The organism is Urinicoccus massiliensis (assembly GCF_900120405.1).
Taxonomy (GTDB): Bacteria; Bacillota; Clostridia; order Tissierellales; family Peptoniphilaceae; genus Urinicoccus; species Urinicoccus massiliensis.
The window spans coordinates 362,528-381,907 of sequence record NZ_LT635493.1 but is presented as its reverse complement, the minus strand read 5'-3'; the positions used below and the strand labels follow the sequence as shown (position 1 = coordinate 381,907).

Genomic DNA, 19,380 nt, shown 5'->3' with positions numbered 1-19,380 from the left:
TTTAGAGCTATGTTGTTTTGAATAGTACTTAAACTATATCCGCCTGTTACTACGCCTACGGCAGCGTTTTAGAGCTATGTTGTTTTGAATAGTACTTAAACTCATTGATAAAGAGATGCCTCGGCAACTGAGTTTTAGAGCTATGTTGTTTTGAATAGTACTTAAACCAGGACCTAGGATGACTTTTTGGGAGTCTATGTTTTAGAGCTATGTTGTTTTGAATAGTACTTAAACAAGAAATAAAGGAGGGAAGCCCCGCGGCGAGTTTTAGAGCTATCTTGTTTTGAATTAAGGTTCTTTGTCAAATGTTGGGGTGAGATTCATTCTCGCCCCTTTCTTATGCTCGAAAGACCATTAAAATGCGACTCTTAAAGTTCTCAAAATTCCGATACCCATAGGAAACCCGTTTAATCACTTTGATTTTGTTGTTAAAGCCTTCTGTTTGTCCATTGGTGATGCCTGTGGAAAAGGCGTTTAGGATTTCTTCTTTCCAGTTTTCATAGGCCCGAATACTGGCTTTAAATTCCTTTAATCCACTTTCTTTAGCAACCCACAGCCACTTGTCTAAGGCCTGTCTTGCTTCTTCTTTGCTGGAGGCATCTAAGACGTCATAAAAGCGTTCTTTTAAGAGATAAGCTTCTTTGATTTCCTTGTCTTGCCAAAGCATTAGTTCCAGCTTTTCTTTTTCTTCGGGGCTTAGCCGACTGCCTTTTTTCCGTAGGATGGACTTGGACCGTTTAAAGTAGAGGCGATACTTTGCATCCCTTGTCTTTTGTCGTGTCTTGCGGACATTCTCTAAGGCCCAAAAGACTTGTCTGGCAAAATGAAACTTATCCGCAATGAAGGTTGCCTGAGGGAAGAATTCCTTTAAGACGGCGTAGAAAAGATGACTCATATCCATAACCACATACTTCACCCTTCTTCGTTCTTCCTTGGGAAAAGAAGAAAAGTAGTCCATTAAAGCCTTTTTTCGTCGAGAGGGTAAAATATCCAGTACCTGGTGATGGATTGGATCCACTAAAATACATTGGTATTTATCCCCACCAGCATTTCCCTTAAACTCATCCATACTTAAGACCCGAGGAAGATTTGGCCGCCTCCTTGGAGCCAACTTTAGATAGCTTGTGAGACAAGAGGAAGATAAACCCAAGTCCTTGGCAATAGAAGATAAAGACCGGACCTGTTTTAATTGGTCTTGGATAAAGAAGTGGAGATCCTTAGTCCGTCTAGAATAAGGAGCTAAGAAATCCAAAGACTCATAAAAACGCTTCTGACAATGAGGACAAACAAAGCGCTTCTTCCGAAGAAAAAGAAAGACCTTCCGCAAGCCAATGGGCGTATGTTGGATCCTTTGCAGACGATAATCATGGATGCGAGAGGTCTTATGCCCACAAACAGGACAAAGTCCCTCCTTGTATAAAGAATGGAGTTTTACATCAATGTGATCATCAAAAGAGACCACCTCGTCAATAGAGACACCTTTTAAATTCAATAGATTTGTGTTAGTATAGTTTTGCACTTATCTCACCCTTTCATTTTGTTGTGGTAACTTTATTGTAAAGGAAAAAAGAGATAAGTGCATTTTTTATGGCAAAAAATAAATGTTGGAGTCTAGGGGGACCCCAACATTTATTATAGAACCTGAATTAAAAAAAGACCACCCAAAAGGGTGGCCTTAATTTTTATAAGTATTTTTTATTCTGGTTGAGCTGCTCCAGTTGGGCAAACTCCTGCACAAGAACCACAATCGATGCAAGCATTTTCGTCGATTTCGTAAATAGCACCTTCGCTGATGCAGTCTACTGGACATTCTGGTTTGCAAGCACCACATGCGATACAAGCGTCAGTAATTACATATGCCATTGAAAATTCCTCCTTAAAAATATTGATTTAACGTATATGTCTATTATAACAAGGATTTATAAGAAATCAATGAATTATTGTAAAAAAGATTGGTAAATTGAGGAAAGAAAAAAAGTAAAAGTTGGAAATTTTTTCTTGCTTTTGCTGGACAAATGGCATGGTTATGGGGTTTTCCAGGGCAAGACTTGATAAAGAAAAAACAAACCTTGATTAGGTTAGGCTAAATACAAAACTTTTTTATTCTGGGACGGATTTTTTTGGGCAGGCAGGGGAATTGTGTTATAATATTTGAAGGATACTTTATAAAATGAATCAGGAGGGTTATTTATGACGGAAGTACGACTTAGATTTGCTCCAAGTCCAACAGGTTATTTGCACATTGGAGGGCTTCGTACGGCTTTATATAATTATTTATTTGCCAAGGCCAACCATGGCAAGATGGTTTTAAGAATTGAAGATACGGACCGGACTCGTTTTGTGGAAGGGGCCATTGAGGGCCTGATTCAATCCTTGAAATGGGCCGGGATTGACTATGACGAAGGGGTCTTTATGGAGGACGGCAAGATTGTGGAAAGGGGAGACTACGGTCCCTATATCCAATCTGAACGTCTGGATATTTACCAAAAGTATGTGGACCAACTCTTGGAAGAGGGCCACGCCTATTATTGTTTCTGCTCCAAGGACCGCCTGGACCACTTGAGGGAGGAACAAAAGATTAAGGGACAAATTCCCCGTTATGATGGTCTTTGCCGGTCTGTTCCCCTGGACGAAGCCAGGGAAAGGATCGCCAAGGGGGAAAAGGCTGTTGTCCGCTTAAAGTTACCGGAAAATATGGATATTAAATTCCATGATGCTGTCCGGGGGGACATTACCATCAACACCAATGAAATGGACGACCAGGTTTTGATGAAGTCGGATGGTTTCCCAACCTACCATATGGCTGTGGTGGTGGATGACCATTTAATGAAGATCACCCACATTGTCCGGGGGGAAGAATGGTTGCCCTCTACACCCAAGCACATCTACCTCTACGACTGTTTTGGCTGGGAAAAACCTCAATATGTCCACCTACCCGGCGTTTTAAATGCCGACCACAAGAAGTTGTCTAAACGCCAAGGGGATGTCAGCGTGGAAGACTTTAAAAACCGGGGTTACCTGCCAGAAGGCTTGATTAACTACCTGGCTCTTGTGGGCTGGAGTCCCAAGGACAATGAAGAAATTCTTTCCATGAAGGACTTGATTGACCAGTTTTCCTTTGACCGGGTTTCCAAGGCCGGGGGAGTTTTTGATAAGAACAAGCTAGACTGGGTCAATGCTCACTATATCAAGGAATTACCCGTTGATGACTTGGTGGACCTCTCCATTCCGGAATTGGTCAAGGCGGGTCTTATTAGCCAAGACTTTGTCCAAGGCCACCGGGATTGGTTAAAGTTGCTCTTGGAAACCGTGAGAGAATCCTTATCTCGGATTGAAGAGGTGCCAGAAAAGACGGCCTTCTTGTTTGGCAACTTGGAAGTTACGGAAGAGGAAGCCAAGGACCAATTGGCCAGCGACCAAATTGGCGATCTTTTAGGGGCCTTAAAGGAAGAATTGGATTCTGTGGACCAAGTGGACCAAGAATTTGCCAAGACGGTGATGAAACGGATCCAAAAAAAGACCGGCATCAAGGGCAAGGGCCTCTACATGCCGACCCGGGCAGCCTTGACAGGCAATGTCCATGGACCGGAACTGTCCAACATCATGGAACTTTTGGGTAAGGAAAAGATGCTGGAAAGAATCAATCAAATTTTAAACAAGTAAGTTAGGGGGAGCCTAGGCTCCTCTTTTTTTGTAGGGAAAAGAACAAATAAATGAAATGAAAAAGAGAAAAAACATACGTTTAAAATTCCTGCCTTCTATGGTATAATAGGCAAAAGGTGAGAAAAATGGACTTATTTGAAAAACTGACAATTTTATCTGATGCCGCCAAGTATGATGTCTCCTGTTCTTCTTCCGGGTCCAGTCGGGCCAGCCAGGGGGGCATGGGCAATGGGCATGTCAGTGGGATTTGCCATTCTTGGAGCGAGGACGGCCGCTGTATTTCTCTTTTAAAGGTCTTGATGACCAACCAGTGTGTTTTTGACTGTGCTTATTGCCTCAACCGTCGGTCCAACCATGTCCCCCGGGCAGCCTTTAGCCCCGATGAGTTGGTGGACTTGACCCTGGAATTTTACCGGCGAAATTATATTGAGGGGCTTTTTTTATCTTCTGGGATCTATCCCAATATTGACGAGACTTCGGAAAGGATGGTCCAGGTGGCCAAAAAGCTCCGGGAAAGGGGCTTTTATGGCTACATCCACATGAAGATTATCCCCGGCACCGATGCAAGATTAGTAGCTGAGCTGGGGTCCTACATCGACCGGGGCAGTGTCAATATTGAGCTGCCCTCTACCAAAAGTCTAGCCCTCTTGGCTCCACAAAAAACGCAAAAATCTATTATGGGACCCATGAGGCAAATTAGCGAGACCCTCCTGGACCAAGAGGAGGGGCGGAAGGGAAAGAAAAAGACCTTTATCCCGGCAGGCCAAACCACCCAGATGATTATTGGGGCTTCGGGGGAAAGTGACCGGGACATTTTAAGCCTCAGCGAACTTCTCTACCAGAGACAGGGCTTAAAGCGGGTGTATTTTTCAGCCTATGTTCCTGTGAACCAAACCAGCCTGGTGCCGGCGGGACCTCCTCCCTTGAAGCGGGAGCACCGGCTCTACCAGGGGGACTTCCTCCTGCGCTTTTACCAATTCCAGGCCCGGGAAATTTTAACAGACCAGGAGCCCAATTTTGACCTGGACTTGGACCCCAAGGCCTCCTGGGCTCTCCAGCACATGGATCTTTTTCCCATGGAAATCAACCGGGCATCCTATGAGGAACTCTTGCGGATTCCCGGCATTGGCCCCAGGTATGCCCGGAGGATCCTCCAGGCCCGGCGCTATAGTGCCTTGACCATCGACAGCTTGCGCTCTTTAAATATTTCTGTCAAAAGGGCCAAACACTTTATCTTGGCCCGGGGAAGGGCCCTGCCGGGGGCGGGAAAAAATTTAGAAGACATCCGCCGGGACCTGGTGGGCCGGGACCAAGATGTCCAGCAAATGAGTTTTTTGCCATGATTTTTCAATATGACGGGACTCCCCAGGGACTTTTAACGGCGGTCTTTGACGGCTATCCCTATCGAAAAAATATCCGTTTTGAAAGGGGTTTTTCCCCTTCCTTCCTCCAGGACCTGGTCCAGGTCAAAAGCAACCAGGCCAAAAGTCAAAGGGTCCTGGCCTATTTAAAAGAAAATTTTCCGGGCTTTTTGAACCATGAATTTAAGTGGGCCATCCTGGCCGACCGGCCTGAAATTGAAAATGCCCTGGCCCTGACCATCTACCTTATGGTGGACCATGGCCGTGACATCCTCTACAGCGACCATCCCCAGGCCCGGGCTCTTGTGAAAAATGCCAAGACCATTTCTTCAGAAGCCCATTCCTACAAGGGACTTTTGCGCTTTCGAGAATTGGAAAATGGAGCCCTTTATGGCCCCATCCGGCCCAAGGGAAATATCCTCTACCCCCTGGGCCTCCACTTTAAAAACCGCCTGCCTCGGGAAACTTTTTTGATCCACGACCTGGGGCGGGGGACTGGCCTGGTCCACCAGGATGGCCAGCTGTCTTTTGTAGAGGTGGATTCTCTTGAAGAGACCTATTCCAAGAAAGAGGAGACCTACCAGGACCTTTGGAGGACCTTTAACCGGGCCATTTCCATTGAAGAAAGAAAAAATAAAAAATTGCAAAAGACCAACATGCCCCAAAGGTATTGGGAATTTTTGACAGAAGTCCAGGACTTGTTTTAAGGGCAAGAAAAAAGGCTCCCTCTTAACTTGCTAAGAGGGAGCCTTTCTATATTAGGGAAAAACAATAAATTTTATTAGAAGCCCAGGTAAAATTTTGCAAAGGCAGCGGCACAAAGGGCCCCGAAGTAGGGGGCAAGTCCTGGAATCAGGAGGCCGTATTGCCAGTCGTTGTTGGTTTTATTCTTAATGGGCAGGAGGGTGTAGGCCAGTCTGGGGCCCAGGTCTCGTGCCGGGTTCATGGCAAATCCTGTAGGACCGCCCAGGGCCATACCAATGGCCCAAACCAAGAGGCCAACACCGATGGAAACCAGGTTGGGTTGGTTTTTTACAATCCCCAAGATTGCCGAGATAAAGACGAAAGTAGCAAAAAATTCTACGAAAAAGTTCCGGGGCAGGTCCCGAATAAGGGGGTTGGTGGAAAAAATATTCCGAACCCGAACGGGGTCAATTTCCAGGGAGGCGTCAAATTGGTCCTTGTAGATGACATACATCAGCAAGGAAGCAAGGCAGGCTCCCAGACATTCTGCCAGGGTATAGGGGATAAAATAGGACCAGGGGATCATACCCAGGACAGCCTGGGTCAGGGCCATGGCCGGGTTCATACAAACATCGCCAAAGACCATCAGGGCAATGGTGATCCCAAAACCCCAAGTAGTAATGGCAAAGAGGTGGCCAGACCCTTGGTACTTGGTCCGGTTCAAAACTTCGTCACAGTGGACGCCAACCCCAAAGACAATCATCAGGGCTGTGGACAAAAATTCAGCTAGTAGTTTAGAAAACACAGGCAGCCCTCCTATTAGTCTTCTACGACAACGCCCAAGCCGTCGGGAATGACAACAACTTTTGCATCCTTGCCCATAAGGTCGTAGGCCATATCCAAGGCTTGGTCCATGGTTCTAGCCAATTGCATATGGAGGTCAGTAACGAGTTTTTCGTCCACTTGGTCGGAAACTAGAATAACATGGTAGTGGGAAAGGATTCGGGCAAAGATTTGGGAGGTCCATTGGTCGGGAAGGGTTTCTAGACGAGGGGTATGGATGGCCAAGTCTTCAAATTCTTTGGCTTCCTTGACATCGGCAATGTTGTGGTAGAAGCCTTCGCCACCATGACCGTCGCCACAGGCACAAGCGGAGATAATGACGCCGCCTTCCTTGACGGTGGCTTCAGCTGCAGTCATACCCTTGACGGCTTGGTAAATGTTTTGGTCCAAGGGGGCTCCACCGTTGGTGGTAATGGCAATGTCGCAGTCAATTTTTTTGACGCTAGCCAATTGACGGACAAAGTCGCAACCGACCTTGTGGGCGGCTTCCATGTCTCCGGCAAAGGAACCGATGATTTCATGTTTGCCATTTAAGACGACATTGACGATAAAGGCCAGTTTGGCTTTTCTGGCGGCGTAAACCATGTCTTCATGGATGAGGTTGTGGGCCAGGATGCCGGTCCGGGAGTGTTTGTCGTCGATGAATTCACCGCTGTGGTTGGCCATGATGGTCTTGTAGGAAGCCACACCGGGAAGGACGGACTTGCGGCCACCGGAAAAACCGGCGAAGAAGTGGGCTTCGATAAAGCCTTCTGCAATTAAAAGGTCGCAATCGGCGGCAATTTTATTGATAATGCAGGCGCCACCACTGGGTAGGGTGCCGATTTTTTCCATGGATGCATCATCTGTGGAAACATGCATGACAATTTCTTCATTGTCGACAATTTCTTGGCCGTATTTGGCAATGAGTTCTTCCCGGGTGGAAGGACGGTGGAAACCTGTAGCCACAAGGATCCGAATCCGGGCATGGGGGTTGGCACTACGAATCCTTCTCAGAAGGATGGGGGTAATAATTTTTGATGGAACGGGACGGGTGTGGTCAGAGGAAATTAGGACAATATCTTTTTTTCCCTGAACCAGGTCTTCTAATTTTTCAGACCCAATGGGGTTGTCCAAGGAATCTTCGACGATTTCTTCTTGGGCTTTTTCCGGAACATAGTGGGTTTGTTGGCCCAGTAATTTTCCGGCAAAGTTTTTTTCGTCCAAGCAAACTTCCATGCTTGTGTGGTCATAGGGTACCTTAATTTTGATCATTTTTTTACATCTCCTAAAATGAATTTTTTCCAAATGAATCTTTTTTCAAATATCCATGACTATAGCACAAGAAAAAATGGAAAAAAAGCACAAAGTATGATAACATTTGTTAATAAAAATAAGCGAATGGGTGGAAAGATGGACTATAAATACCTAATTGACCTTCTGGATCAAAAAAACTACAAGATTCAAACAAAAAAGAGAAAGTCCCATATTATTTACCAGGGCTCTGAACAATCCCATACTTATGTCCTGAAAGAGGGGATTGTCAAAACCTCCATCCTCCAGAGAGATGGGCGGAAGTTCAACCTCTCCTATCTCAAGGGGCCGGACATTGTATCCATTTTAAAGGATGAATACAGCGATACAACAGACTCCCCCCTGTCAATCCGGGTGGAGTCGGAAACCGCCAGCTACTACCCTGTACCCCGGGTAGAATTTTGGGATATTATCAATGAAAACCCAAAATTGCAGGACTTCATCAAGGACTACTACCGGCGAAATTTAAACATGGCCATCCTCCGGCAGAGGATGATGCTGATGAATGGAAAAATTGGCGCTGTAAGCAGCTTTCTCTATTACATGGCCCGGGAGTTTGGCGTGGAGGCCCAGGGGGGAGCCCTAATTGACCTGGTTATTACCAATGACGACCTGGCGGCCTTTTGTGGGATTTCAACCCCCAATTCCGTCAACCGAATCCTCCACAAGCTCAAGGAGGAGGGCATCATCCAAATGGAAGGGAAAAAAATCCTGGTCCGGGACCAGGGCTACTTTAAGCAGTATTTAATTTAATCTCCTTTAAGGGGACAAAAAAAGAGGAAGCTTCTAGGGGCGTCCTCTTTTTTTAGGCTCAAGTGTCCCAACGGACATATAAAATTTTATTGGTCTTTTCATCAATCAGCAGGCCAATGAAGTTTCCATAGCGGTAGTCGGTGGTTTGTTTAAAATAGGCCCGGCTGATTTCACTTAAGCCTGGTAGAAAGCCCCGACGGTTCAAAGCTGTTAAGCAGCCTTCAAGAGCTTGAAATTCTTTGGAATTTTTATCCACCTCATAGGGGCTTAGCTGGCCTTCTATGAACTTAATTTCTTCTGCCTTGGCAGACAGGAGGATTCCCGCTTCGCCATCTCCGTGAAAGTCCGGCTCCTTGTACATTTCCTTTAAACGCTTGACATCCTTAGACAGGGGGACCTGAAACTCATAGGCCACCTCCTTGACGGCCTGGGGCCGGTGGTCCGACTGGGCGTAAAGGACAGGGACCAGGCAAAGGCCTATAAGAATCATAATTAGAAGGCATCGTTTATAGGTTTTTTTCGTCATCTTCATCCTCCTCATAGCGTAATAGGTCTCCAACATCGCAAGACAGGACCCGGCAAATCTCCGATAGGGTGGAAAAGCGGATGGCCTTGGCCTTGTTGGTTTTTAAAATAGACAGGTTGGATAGGCTGATGCCCACTTGGTCAGAAAGTTCTGTCAGGGTCATTTTCTTTTTGGCCAAGGCAACATCTAGATCAACAATTATTTTTCCCATAGTCACCTCATATTGTTAAGTCGTTTTCTTCTTTTAGGGTCATACCTTGCCGGATTAGGTCAGCCAGGAGTAAAAAGACCTGGTTCAAAAGCAGGGCCAGGAGAAAGAGGCCCATAAAGGCTAGGTTAGTAATGGACCCGTCCAGGTTGAAGTTTGTAAAGACAATGGCCAAGACGGCCAGGATGCAGATTCCCACAAAGGACAAAGAAGTCCCCTGGAGGTAGAAAAGCATCTTCCGGTCAAAGATTTGGTCCCGGCCATAGGCCACAAGGGCCAAAAAACCAAAGACTAGGCCAAGAATTAGGCAAAGAACCATGGCCTCACACAGGACCAGCATGGGGATGTGCATGTTATAAAATTGAGGGGTCACGGAGAGGACCATATAGGAAAGCTTGAACCCTCCGTAGGCCAGGCCCAGGCAAAGGGCCATGGCCAGGATTAAAAGACCTCCAATAAAGTAAACTCTAAATTTTTTCATAAATCACCTCGAAAAGTTCAATGGATAAAGCTTAAGTATAGTATAGCAAGTTTTTATTGAAAGTCAACATTTATTTATTGATATTCAATAAATAAATAGCGTTTAGAGTAAAACTCAAAAGAAGGATTTTAAACAAAACAAGAGAAAGGCCCTTCAAAATGGCCACTCTTTTTTTCATGCTAGAGCCCAAACGTTCACAGGCCTCTTATTTGATATGGGATAGACCAGGGAAAGAAATCAGGATCTTCATTTCAAAAGAAGCCAAGTCGGAAGAAATGTCAAAAGACAGTAGTGAAAGTGTGGAATGGAATAAGCCCGGCCGGGAAAGACTCCTTGGTAGGGGAATTAAAAAGACCCTGGCCAGATAGAAGAAAGACAAGATCGAGTCTTTTTTTAGGCAAAGACAATAGACAAGGTAAAAGAACTGAGAAGGCAGTTCAATCAGCACTAAAAAAGTAGACATAAATGGCGATTTATAGCCAATTAAAGGCAAAATATCTTGACAATATATATGTATATATGATTAGATTTATATAGGAAAAGATTAATAATTCGGAGTAGATGGTTCAAAAAGAGGAACAAATTGAAAGTAAAAATACCTTGGAGGGATAGCATGAAAGAAAGCTTAAAGAAAACCATGGGGATAGCTCTTGTCTTAGCGATGGTCATAACGGCACTACCGTTCAATGTTGCAAAAGTCTATGCAGCAGGAGATGTAGCCATTAACGAAAGCAACTTCCCGGATGCGAATTTTAGGGAGTATGTAGAAGAAATTGACGGAGATAAAAATAAGATCCTAAGTCAGGATGAACGTAATGCTGTTAAAACAATTAACGTCATGAGTAAAGGCGTTGCAAGCTTAAAAGGGATTGAGTATTTTACCAACTTAGGAATGCTTCAGTGTAGCAATAACCAATTAACATCCTTAGATGTCAGTCAAAGCCCGTCACTTACGTATTTAGCTTGTAATAGAAACCAACTAACAACCTTAGATGTCAGTCACAACCCATTACTTACAAATTTATATTGTGGTAACAACCAATTAACATCCTTAGATGTCAGTCAAAGCCCGTCACTTACGTATTTAGATTGTAATAGAAACCAACTAACAACCTTAGATGTCAGTCAGAACCCAGCCCTTGAGAGATTAGATTGTAGGGCTAACCAATTAACAACCTTAGATGTCAGTCACAAACCATCACTTAAGGACTTAGTTTGTACTTCCAACCAACTAACATCCTTAGATGTCAGTCAGAACCCAGAACTTAAGGATTTAAATTGTGGCTCCAACCAACTAACATCCTTAGATATCAGTCACAACCCATCACTTACAAGATTATCTTGTTACACCAACCAACTAACAACCTTAGATGTCAGTCAGAACCCAGAACTTAAGGATTTAAAGTGTGGCTCCAACCAACTAACATCCTTAGATATCAGTCACAACCCATCACTTACAAGATTATCTTGTTACATCAACCAACTAACAACCTTAGATGTCAGTCACAACCCATTACTTACAGGTTTATATTGTGGTAACAACCAATTAACATCCTTAGATGTCAGTCAAAGCCCGTCACTTATGTATTTAGCTTGTAGTTCTAATCAACTAACATCCTTAGATGTCAGTCACAACCCAGCCCTTATGGATTTAGATTGTAATAGAAACCAACTAACAGCTTTAGATGTCAGTCACAACCCAGCCCTTACGTATTTAGCTTGTAGTTCCAACCAATTAACATCCTTAGATGTCAGTCACAAACCATCACTTAAGGACTTAAATTGTAGTTCCAACCAACTAACAACCTTAGATGTCAGTCACAAACCATCACTTAAGAACTTAGTTTGTAGTTCCAACCAACTAACATCCTTAGATGTCAGTCACAACCCATCACTTACGTATTTAGTTTGTAGCTCCAATCAACTAACATCCTTAGATGTCAGTCAAAGCCCGTCACTTACAAACTTATATTGTGAGATCAACCAACTAACATCCGTAGATATCAGTCAAAACCCAGCACTCACAAACTTATCTTGTTACAGAAACCAATTAACAACCTTAGATGTCAGTAAGAACCCAGCCCTTGAGAGATTAGATTGTAGGACTAACCAATTAACAACCTTAGATGTCAGTCACAAACCATCACTTAAGGACTTAGTTTGTACTTCCAACCAACTAACAACCTTAGATGTCAGTCAAAGCCCGTCACTTACAAACTTATATTGTGACATCAACCAACTAACAACCTTAGATGTCAGCCATAACCCAGCACTTATGTATTTAGCTTGTAGTTCTAATCAACTAACATCCTTAGATGTCAGTCAAAGCCCATCACTTACCCATTTATACTGTCAGTACAACCAACTAACAACCTTAAAGCTACCTAGTAGGCCCATAGAGGATAATAAAAAGGATTTAAGGCAAAAATATACTATAAATGTCCCTAAAGGAAGTTCAATCATAGAATTTCCTCCAGGATTTGATGCAAGCAAAATTCAAGGGCCAGTAGCTGGCTTAACTCCAACAGCGAGTGGAATGGAATGGGATGGACAGACGAAAGTATTCATCTTTCAATATCAACTATGCGACAATCCAAAAGAAATCGCTAGCATAGATGTAAAATTGATAGATTTAGCTAAAGCCAAAGAAAAAGCCAAGACAGAAATTGACCAACTTCCCAACCTAAGTGAAAGCGAAAAGAAAGAAGCCAAGGGTAAGGTTGACAATGCAGAAACAAAAGGCGACGTTGCCAAGGCAGTAGAAGACGCCAAGGCCAAAGACGCAGCAAATAAAAATGCAGCAGGACAAGTCGTACCCAAACCTGCACCTCAACCTACACCCCAAGCTCCTGGAATCCGGTTTTTTGTCCTGGCACCAGAAAGACAAGGGCAAAAACCTGTAGAAGTGAAGAAAACAAATCAAATGACCCTAGAAACAATGATAAAAATTGGATCGAAAAAACTGACCCGGATCATCAATGGGGAGTCCAAGGAAGTGGAAATGGATGTAGCCGCCTATGCAGACAAGGACAGGACCTATATTCCGTTGAGGTTTGTTGGAGAAGCCATGGGCTTTGATGTCCGCTGGGACAAGGAAGCTAGGATGGCCATCTTAAAAAATAAGGACAAGGAAGTAAAGGTCTCTCTAGACAGTAATATTTTCTATGTCAATGGAGAAAAATTTGAAAGTGATGTAAAACCACAAATCAAAAATGATCGAACCATGATACCTGTCGGGAACTTTGCAAGATGTCTTGGTTTAAAAGATGGAAAAGATATTTTCTGGGATCAAGGAAGTCAACAAGTAACCATCAAGCAAGTTGTAAACTATTAAAAGAAGAGAATAGAAGCAAAAGAAAAAGTCGGAATCATGGTTCCGACTTTTTCTTTTTGGAGTTTCTAGTTATTCTTAGGAAAAGGCTCCTTGTCAAGTGATGGGGTGGGATCCATTCTTGCCCTTTTTATGGAAAAAATAAATGTTGGGGTCTAGGTGGACTCCAACATTTATCATGGACGTTAAGAGAACCCCTAGGGGTTCTCATTTTTTTAATTTAAAGCCTTTCTTTTCTTCCGAGCTTCCAACTTACTGCTGACTAGGTGGACGATGTCTTTCACTTCTCTAAAGCCTAGGAAGTAGAGGACCAGGCCATAGAGGAAGGCGGAGCAAAGGGCCACAAGGAGTAAGAGGGCCAACTTGGCCAGGCGGAGTTTGGCTCCGGTTAAGAGGCCTGCCAGGACCATTTCCAAGGGGAAGAAGGTCACGGAACAAAAGATGGCCATGATAACACCAGCCAGGCAGGTTTTGATAATGGCCCGGAGGTAGGAGGACATGCCCAGGTGGCCAATGCGTTTACGCAGGATGATAAAGCGGAGGCCGCAGGCAACTGTGGTGGCGATGGTGACGCTGCCGGCCAGGCCTCGAACGCCTAGGATGTGGACAACTAAGAGGTTGAGGCTGACGTTGATGGCCACGTTACACATGCCGATGTAGAAGGGGGTCTTGGTGTCCTGGATGGAAAAGAAGACCCGGTTTAGGACGTTGTTAATGGACAAAAAGATCAAAACTGGGGAGTAGAAGACCAAAACCTTGGCTGTTTCCAAGGTGTCTTCCGGGGTAAAGGCCCCGTATTGGAGGGCAATTTCAATAATGGGTCGGGCCAAGACGGCCATACCAATGGTGGATGGGACTGTGATTAAAAGTACGCTTTTAACGGACCCATTCATGATTTGCTTGCCCAGGAGATAATTTTTTTCGGCAAAGGCCCGACTCATGGCCGGGAAGACCACAGAGGTAATAGCGGTGATGAAGATGCCCAGGATGACCAGGTTGATCTTGTTGGCATAGTCCAGCCGGCTGACGGCGGCATTTCCCAAGCCTGTTGCCAGGTACTTGTTAAAGATGGTGTTGATATTGTTGATGGAAACGGACACCAGGACTGGCATGGCTAAAATCAAGGCTTGTTGGGTGTACTTGTCCTTGAAGTTCAGGATGGGTTTAAAGTGGAAGTCTGCCTTTAAAATCGAGGGGATCAAAAACAGGACCTGGGATAGGACGGCCAAGACGGAAATGGCAGCCAGACCCTTGATACCAAAGGCGGGGGTCAAAAAGACCAGGTAGATGATGTAGATGATGTTATAGGGCAGGTTGACGGCTCCCGCTGCGGCAAAGAGGTTGTTAAATTGTAGGTAGCCGGTAAAAATTCCCACGGTGGCTGCAAAAATAATTAAGGGCATGGAGTAGCGGATGAGGACAATGGTCAAGGCCTTGGTTTCGGGGTCGAAGCCTCCTCCTGTAATGTTGGCAATGGCCGGGGCAAAGATGATACCCAGACTTGCCACAACAATGGCCAAAACCAGGGATACGGAAATCATATTGGATGTAAATTTATCCTTGGCTCCGGGGCCCTCGTTAAGGTTGACTTTTTGCAATTGTGGAATAAAGGTTGTGGCAATGGCCTCTGTAATCAAGGCACTCATCAGGCCTGTAGACGATTGGGCAACAGTCCAGGCAGCCTTTTCCATGCCGGACCCATATTGGTAGGCAATTAGGGTTTCCCGGCCCAGGCCGAAAAATTTACCTAAAAGGGAAAAGATGATAATGGCTGCTGTGGATTTTGCCAGATTTTTTGCTTGTTCTTCCATGATACCTCCTTCATATCTAAAGTAAAAGTATATTGAATTTAAAGGGATAAGTCAAGATGGTCAGGAGGATTAACGGTCTTCCATGGGAAGGTATTTTTGGGGTTGGTTGAGGGTTAGGTAGGCCGGCCGCATAATTTTTTTATCCAGGACTTGTTCCAAGCGGTGGGCACACCAACCTGTGGTCCGGGACAGGGCAAAAATAGGGGTAAAGAGGTCTCTGGGTATGCCTAAGAGGTGGAAGATCAGCCCCGAGTAGAGGTCAACATTGGCCGGTGCCGGATGGGGAAGGGCAAATTTTTCAGCTATGAGGTCTCCACCAATTTTTTCAATATTTTCAATGAGCTGGTATTCTTCTGGACAATTTTTGGATTGGGCCAGGGTCCGGGCTCTTTCTTTCAAGAGGAGGGCCCGGGGGTCGCTTAGGGTGTAGACGGCATGGCCCAGGCCGTAGATCAGGCCGGACCGGTCAAAGGCTTTTTTGTCCAAGACGGCTTCCAGGTATTTTTTTACCTGGCCGGCCTTGGTCCAATCGCTAGCCTTGTCCTTTAAGTCTGCCACCATGGAGTCCACCATGAGGTTGGCCCCACCGTGCCGGGGCCCCTTTAAGGATCCCAGGGCTGTGGTAATGGCACTGTAGGAGTCTGTTCCAGAAGAGGATACCACATGGGTGGCAAAGGCGGAGTTGTTCCCACCGCCGTGTTCTGCATGGAGGACCATAAGGGTGTCCAGGATTTGGGCTTCTTCTTCTGTAAAGGAAGAGTCGGGCCGGATCATATGGAGGAGGTTTTCTGCCGGGTCGTAGTTGCTTTTGGGCCGGTGGATAATCAGGGAGGCGTCATCGACATAGTGGCGTTTGGCCGCATAGCAGTAGGCTAGAATCATGGGCATCTTGGCAATGAGGCCCAGGGATTGGTTTAAGACGTTAAAAATTTCTGTATTGTCTGGGTCCGGGTCATAGGAGTAGAGGGAGAGGACCGACTGCATGATCTTGTTCATGAGGTTTTTATTGGCCGTCTTTAAGATGACATCTTCCAGGTAGCCTCCTGGCAGGGCGGTTAGGGACCAGAGGGTTTCGTGGTAGAGGTCCAGGTCTTCTTGTGTGGGGAGTTGACCAAAAAGTAGGAGGTAGGAAACTTCTTCAAAGGCGTGGCTTTGTCTTTCCCGGGCCCCCTTTAAAATTTCTTCTACGGAATAGCCCCGGTAGTCCAGGCGGCCGGGAGTGGGAATTTTTTTCCCATCCTCGTAGGCATAGCCCACAACGTCAGCCACCCCAGTTACTCCCACCAGGACCCCGGTGCCATTTTTATTTCTCAGGCCCCGTTTGATCTTGTGGTCCTCATAAAATTGGGGGTCAATATAGGCCCTTCTTTCAATGACCCGGGCATAGCGCTTTAAGCGGTTGGTGGTTTTCTTATCCATGCTTGATCTCCTTGACCCTTTGGATTAAGAGGTCAGTAAATTCTGAAGCCCTTAGGGGGCCACCCAGGTCTCGGGTGGAAGTTTCCTTGTTAGATAGTAGGCTATCCAGACCTTGGCGGATGGCTCCGGCATAGGCCCCCAGGTCCAAATAGTCCAGCATCATACAGGCAGACAGGAAAAAGGCCGTTGGGTTGACCAGGTCCTTGCCGGCCAGGTCGGGAGCCGTTCCATGGACAGATTCAAAGATGGCCATGCCATCTCCCATGTTGGCTCCGGGCACCAGGCCCAGACCGCCAATTAAACCGGCAGCCAGGTCGGATAAAATATCTCCATAGAGGTTTTCTGTGGCAATGACATTAAATTGATAGGGGTTTAAAACCAACTGCATGGCCATGTTGTCCACCAGGACTTCTTCCAATTCAATGGTGGGATAGTCCTTGGCCAGGTCCCGACCGGCTTTAAGAAAGAGGCCGTCGGTAAATTTCATAATGTTGGCCTTGGTAACCAGGGTCACCTTGGGATAGCCATGGTCCAGGGCATAGTCAAAGGCCCGTTTAATCAAGCGTCTGGACCCTTGGTAGGTGATGATTTTAATGGAATGGGCCTCGGTATCCGAAACCATTTCTTCCACACCCCGGTAGAGGTCTTCGGTATTTTCCCGAAAGATAACCAGGTCAATGGCTTGGTCTGGATTTTTCCAGGGGCCCAGCTCCTTAATGGGACGGATATTGGTATAGAGGTCGTATTTTTTACGGAGTTGGACATTTAAAGACCGGAAGCCCTCCCCAATGGGGGTGGTCATGGGGCCCTTAATGGCCACCTTGTTTTTTTCCAGGCTCCGGAAGAGGCTATCGGGTAAGTAGACCCCGTGTTTTTCATATTCTTCCTTGCCGGCTTCTTGGATGTCAAAGGAAAGGGGAATTTGCAAGTCCTTAAAGAGACGGATTAAGAGCTTGGCTAATTCTTTTCCTACCCCGTCGCCGGGAATTAAGCTAATCATATTAAACCTCCAAATTTTTTGAATAATTTAAGTTGCCTCCAGCCAAAAGGATGGCCAACTCTCTGGGAGAGCCCTTGAATTCTAGGGAAAAGGCCAGGCCCTTGGTCTTGTTGAAGGCCAAGATTTGACCCTTGGTCAGGCCCTCATGTAAGTTGTCTAAAAGAAGCTCATCTTCTGGATCCACCAGGTCATAGCTGGCTGGATCGGCAAAGGTCAAGGGGAGGATACCGGAGTTGATGAGGTTGGACCGGTGGATCCGGGCAAAGCTCTTGGCTAAAACGGCCTTGACTCCAAGATAGAGGGGGACCAAGGCGGCGTGCTCCCGAGAAGACCCTTGGCCGTAGTTGTCTCCCGCCAGGATAAAGCCCCCGTTATTTTTCTTGGCCCGGTCGTAAAAGTCATCCACCAGGGTGGTAAAGGCATAATGGGCCAGGTGGGGGATGTTGGACCGGTAGGGTAAAAGTCCAGCGTGGCTGGGAACAATGTCGTCAGTAGTGACATTGTCTTGGACCTTTAAGAGGACCTTTTTTTGGATTTGGTCTTCCAGGGGGTCGTTTAAGGGGAAGGGCTTGATGTTGGGTCCCATGGCCAGGTCCTTCCGTCTCTGGTCTTTTTCCTTGGGATAGATAAAGTAATCATCTACATGGTCATAGGAAGAAAGACTGGAAGGATCCACTTCTTGGCCGGGAGTTAAGTAGCCCTTAATGGCTGAGCTGGCAGCTGTTTGGGGACTCACAAGGTAGATTTGGGCGTCCTTGGTGCCGGACCGGCCCTTGAAGTTGCGGTTAAAGGTCCGGAGGCTGATGCCTTTGGACTTGGGGGCTTGGCCCATGCCGATACAGGGGCCACAGGCAGATTCTAAAATCCGGGCTCCTGAGGCAATCATGGTGGCTAGGGCTCCATTTTCTGCCAGCATCTTCAAGACATTGGCTGACCCTGGACTAATGACCAGGGAAACGTCGGGATGGACCCGGTGGCCCCTTAAAATTTGAGCCACAGCCATAAGGTCGGCATAGGAAGAATTGGTACAAGACCCTATGGCCACTTGGTCCACCTTGAGGGAGTCAATTTCTGAAACGGGAACAACGGCGTCGGGACTATGGGGCTTGGCCACCATGGGCTCAATAGCCGACAGGTCAATTTCCAAACGGGCGTCATAAGAGGCTCCTGGGTCTGGTCCCAGTTCAAGGAAGTCTCCTTCCCGGTGGTGGGCCCGTAAAAAGTCCCGGGTCACTTGGTCAGAGGGGAAGATGGAGCTGGTGGCCCCCAATTCCGCTCCCATATTGCAAATGGTGGCCCGGTCCGGAACAGATAGGTTTTTGACCCCAGGACCGGTGTATTCCATAATATAACCCACGCCACCCTTGACGGAAAGTTTTTGCAAAACGGTTAGGATGACGTCCTTGGCATTGCAGTTGGCCTTTAAAGATCCCTTTAAGTAGACTTCATAGACCTTGGGAAGGGTTAAGAAGTAAAATCCCTTGGCCATGGCCACGGCCACATCCAGACCTCCAGCCCCAATAGCTAGAGAGCCTAAACCCCCGGCAGTAGGTGTATGGGAGTCAGACCCAATCAGGGTGGCTCCGGGCTTACCAAAGCGTTCCAGGTGGACTTGGTGGCAAATGCCTCCCCCGGGTTTGGAGAAGATGAGGCCATATTTTTCTGCTGCCGACTGGATAAAGGCGTGGTCGTCGGCATTTTCAAAGCCGGCTTGGAGCATGTTGTGGTCGATGTAGGCCACAGAAAGGTCTGTAGCCAACTTGTCCACGTCCAGGGCCTCCAGTTGGAGGTAGACCATGGTTCCTGTAGAATCCTGGGTCAGGGTTTGGTTGATCTTCAAGCAAACTTCTTTGCCAGCTTCCAAGTCCCCATCTAAAAGATGGGAGGCAATGAGTTTATAGGTTAATGTTTTTGGCATAGGCATCTCCTTTAGTTTATAAAGATAGCAAATAATTAAGGTCTATTTTATCGAAAAATCCCCCAAGATTCAACAGGTCATTCAATGTA

General features: G+C 46.2%; 17 protein-coding genes and 1 CRISPR repeat array (1 of these 18 running past the window's edge). Of the genes, 6 read left to right on the top strand and 11 right to left on the bottom strand.

Annotated elements, in window-relative coordinates:
- A CRISPR array of direct repeats spans nucleotides 1-234; the repeat unit is 36 nt; unit sequence GTTTTAGAGCTATGTTGTTTTGAATAGTACTTAAAC (it extends 664 nt beyond the left edge of the window).
- 103 nt (nucleotides 235-337) lie between these two features.
- Nucleotides 338-1,492, bottom strand: coding sequence for an ISL3 family transposase (locus BQ7400_RS06475; protein ID WP_165478613.1), 1,155 nt, complete (start codon nucleotides 1,490-1,492; stop codon nucleotides 338-340).
- A gap of 203 nt (nucleotides 1,493-1,695) precedes the next feature.
- Complete coding sequence (locus BQ7400_RS06470) at nucleotides 1,696-1,863, bottom strand: DUF362 domain-containing protein (protein ID WP_072469851.1); 168 nt, start codon at nucleotides 1,861-1,863, stop codon at nucleotides 1,696-1,698.
- A gap of 327 nt (nucleotides 1,864-2,190) precedes the next feature.
- Between BQ7400_RS06470 and gltX the strand changes: the two genes are divergently transcribed.
- The 3 genes from gltX to BQ7400_RS06455 all read left to right on the top strand — a co-directional run bounded on the left by gltX (nucleotide 2,191) and on the right by BQ7400_RS06455 (nucleotide 5,731).
- Nucleotides 2,191-3,663: a glutamate--tRNA ligase gene (gene gltX / locus BQ7400_RS06465; protein WP_072469850.1), complete on the top strand. Its 1,473-nt coding sequence runs from the start codon at nucleotides 2,191-2,193 to the stop codon at nucleotides 3,661-3,663.
- 125 nt (nucleotides 3,664-3,788) lie between these two features.
- Nucleotides 3,789-5,006: a putative DNA modification/repair radical SAM protein gene (locus BQ7400_RS06460; RefSeq protein ID WP_072469849.1), complete on the top strand. Its 1,218-nt coding sequence runs from the start codon at nucleotides 3,789-3,791 to the stop codon at nucleotides 5,004-5,006.
- Nucleotides 5,003-5,731, top strand: a complete 729-nt coding sequence (locus BQ7400_RS06455; protein WP_072469848.1) for a TIGR03915 family putative DNA repair protein — start codon at nucleotides 5,003-5,005, stop codon at nucleotides 5,729-5,731. The genes BQ7400_RS06460 and BQ7400_RS06455 overlap by 4 nt, the downstream gene beginning before the upstream one ends.
- Before the next feature lie 74 nt (nucleotides 5,732-5,805).
- On the opposite strand, the gene larD is transcribed toward BQ7400_RS06455, so the two are convergent.
- Complete coding sequence (larD, locus tag BQ7400_RS06450; RefSeq protein ID WP_072469847.1) at nucleotides 5,806-6,513, bottom strand: D/L-lactic acid transporter LarD; 708 nt, start codon at nucleotides 6,511-6,513, stop codon at nucleotides 5,806-5,808.
- A gap of 14 nt (nucleotides 6,514-6,527) precedes the next feature.
- On the bottom strand, nucleotides 6,528-7,805 hold the full coding sequence (larA, locus tag BQ7400_RS06445; RefSeq protein WP_072469846.1) for a nickel-dependent lactate racemase: 1,278 nt from the start codon (nucleotides 7,803-7,805) through the stop codon (nucleotides 6,528-6,530).
- Nucleotides 7,806-7,943: 138 nt separating this feature from the next.
- Between larA and BQ7400_RS06440 the strand changes: the two genes are divergently transcribed.
- Nucleotides 7,944-8,597 (top strand): Crp/Fnr family transcriptional regulator, encoded by a 654-nt coding sequence (locus BQ7400_RS06440; RefSeq protein WP_034440731.1) that lies wholly within the window; start codon nucleotides 7,944-7,946, stop codon nucleotides 8,595-8,597.
- A 58-nt stretch (nucleotides 8,598-8,655) separates the two neighbouring features.
- Here BQ7400_RS06440 and BQ7400_RS06435 read toward each other — a convergent pair whose 3' ends face one another.
- From BQ7400_RS06435 to BQ7400_RS06425, 3 genes are read right to left on the bottom strand one after another with little or no spacing between them, the layout of a single operon-like run.
- On the bottom strand, nucleotides 8,656-9,123 hold the full coding sequence (locus BQ7400_RS06435; protein WP_072469845.1) for a hypothetical protein: 468 nt from the start codon (nucleotides 9,121-9,123) through the stop codon (nucleotides 8,656-8,658).
- Complete coding sequence (locus BQ7400_RS06430; RefSeq protein ID WP_054254182.1) at nucleotides 9,104-9,334, bottom strand: helix-turn-helix domain-containing protein; 231 nt, start codon at nucleotides 9,332-9,334, stop codon at nucleotides 9,104-9,106. Before BQ7400_RS06430 ends, BQ7400_RS06435 begins: the two co-directional genes overlap by 20 nt.
- 7 nt (nucleotides 9,335-9,341) lie before the next feature.
- Nucleotides 9,342-9,812: a DUF2975 domain-containing protein gene (locus tag BQ7400_RS06425; protein ID WP_072469844.1), complete on the bottom strand. Its 471-nt coding sequence runs from the start codon at nucleotides 9,810-9,812 to the stop codon at nucleotides 9,342-9,344.
- 158 nt (nucleotides 9,813-9,970) lie between these two features.
- On the opposite strand from BQ7400_RS06425, the gene BQ7400_RS06420 reads away from it, so the two are divergent.
- Complete coding sequence (locus tag BQ7400_RS06420) at nucleotides 9,971-10,180, top strand: hypothetical protein (RefSeq protein ID WP_072469843.1); 210 nt, start codon at nucleotides 9,971-9,973, stop codon at nucleotides 10,178-10,180.
- 245 nt (nucleotides 10,181-10,425) lie between these two features.
- Nucleotides 10,426-13,146, top strand: coding sequence for a leucine-rich repeat domain-containing protein (locus tag BQ7400_RS06415; protein ID WP_072469842.1), 2,721 nt, complete (start codon nucleotides 10,426-10,428; stop codon nucleotides 13,144-13,146).
- Between the two features lie 212 nt (nucleotides 13,147-13,358).
- On the opposite strand, the gene murJ is transcribed toward BQ7400_RS06415, so the two are convergent.
- The 4 genes from murJ to BQ7400_RS06395 all read right to left on the bottom strand — a co-directional run bounded on the left by murJ (nucleotide 13,359) and on the right by BQ7400_RS06395 (nucleotide 19,291).
- Nucleotides 13,359-14,954 (bottom strand): murein biosynthesis integral membrane protein MurJ, encoded by a 1,596-nt coding sequence (murJ, locus tag BQ7400_RS06410; protein WP_034440737.1) that lies wholly within the window; start codon nucleotides 14,952-14,954, stop codon nucleotides 13,359-13,361.
- A gap of 69 nt (nucleotides 14,955-15,023) precedes the next feature.
- Nucleotides 15,024-16,373 carry a citrate synthase gene (locus tag BQ7400_RS06405; RefSeq protein ID WP_072469841.1) on the bottom strand — a complete coding sequence of 450 codons (1,350 nt, stop codon included), beginning with the start codon at nucleotides 16,371-16,373 and terminating at the stop codon, nucleotides 15,024-15,026.
- Nucleotides 16,366-17,373, bottom strand: coding sequence for an isocitrate/isopropylmalate dehydrogenase family protein (locus tag BQ7400_RS06400; protein ID WP_072469840.1), 1,008 nt, complete (start codon nucleotides 17,371-17,373; stop codon nucleotides 16,366-16,368). The genes BQ7400_RS06405 and BQ7400_RS06400 overlap by 8 nt, the downstream gene beginning before the upstream one ends.
- 1 nt (nucleotide 17,374) lies before the next feature.
- Complete coding sequence (locus tag BQ7400_RS06395; protein WP_072469839.1) at nucleotides 17,375-19,291, bottom strand: aconitate hydratase; 1,917 nt, start codon at nucleotides 19,289-19,291, stop codon at nucleotides 17,375-17,377.
- Nucleotides 19,292-19,380 lie beyond the last annotated feature (89 nt).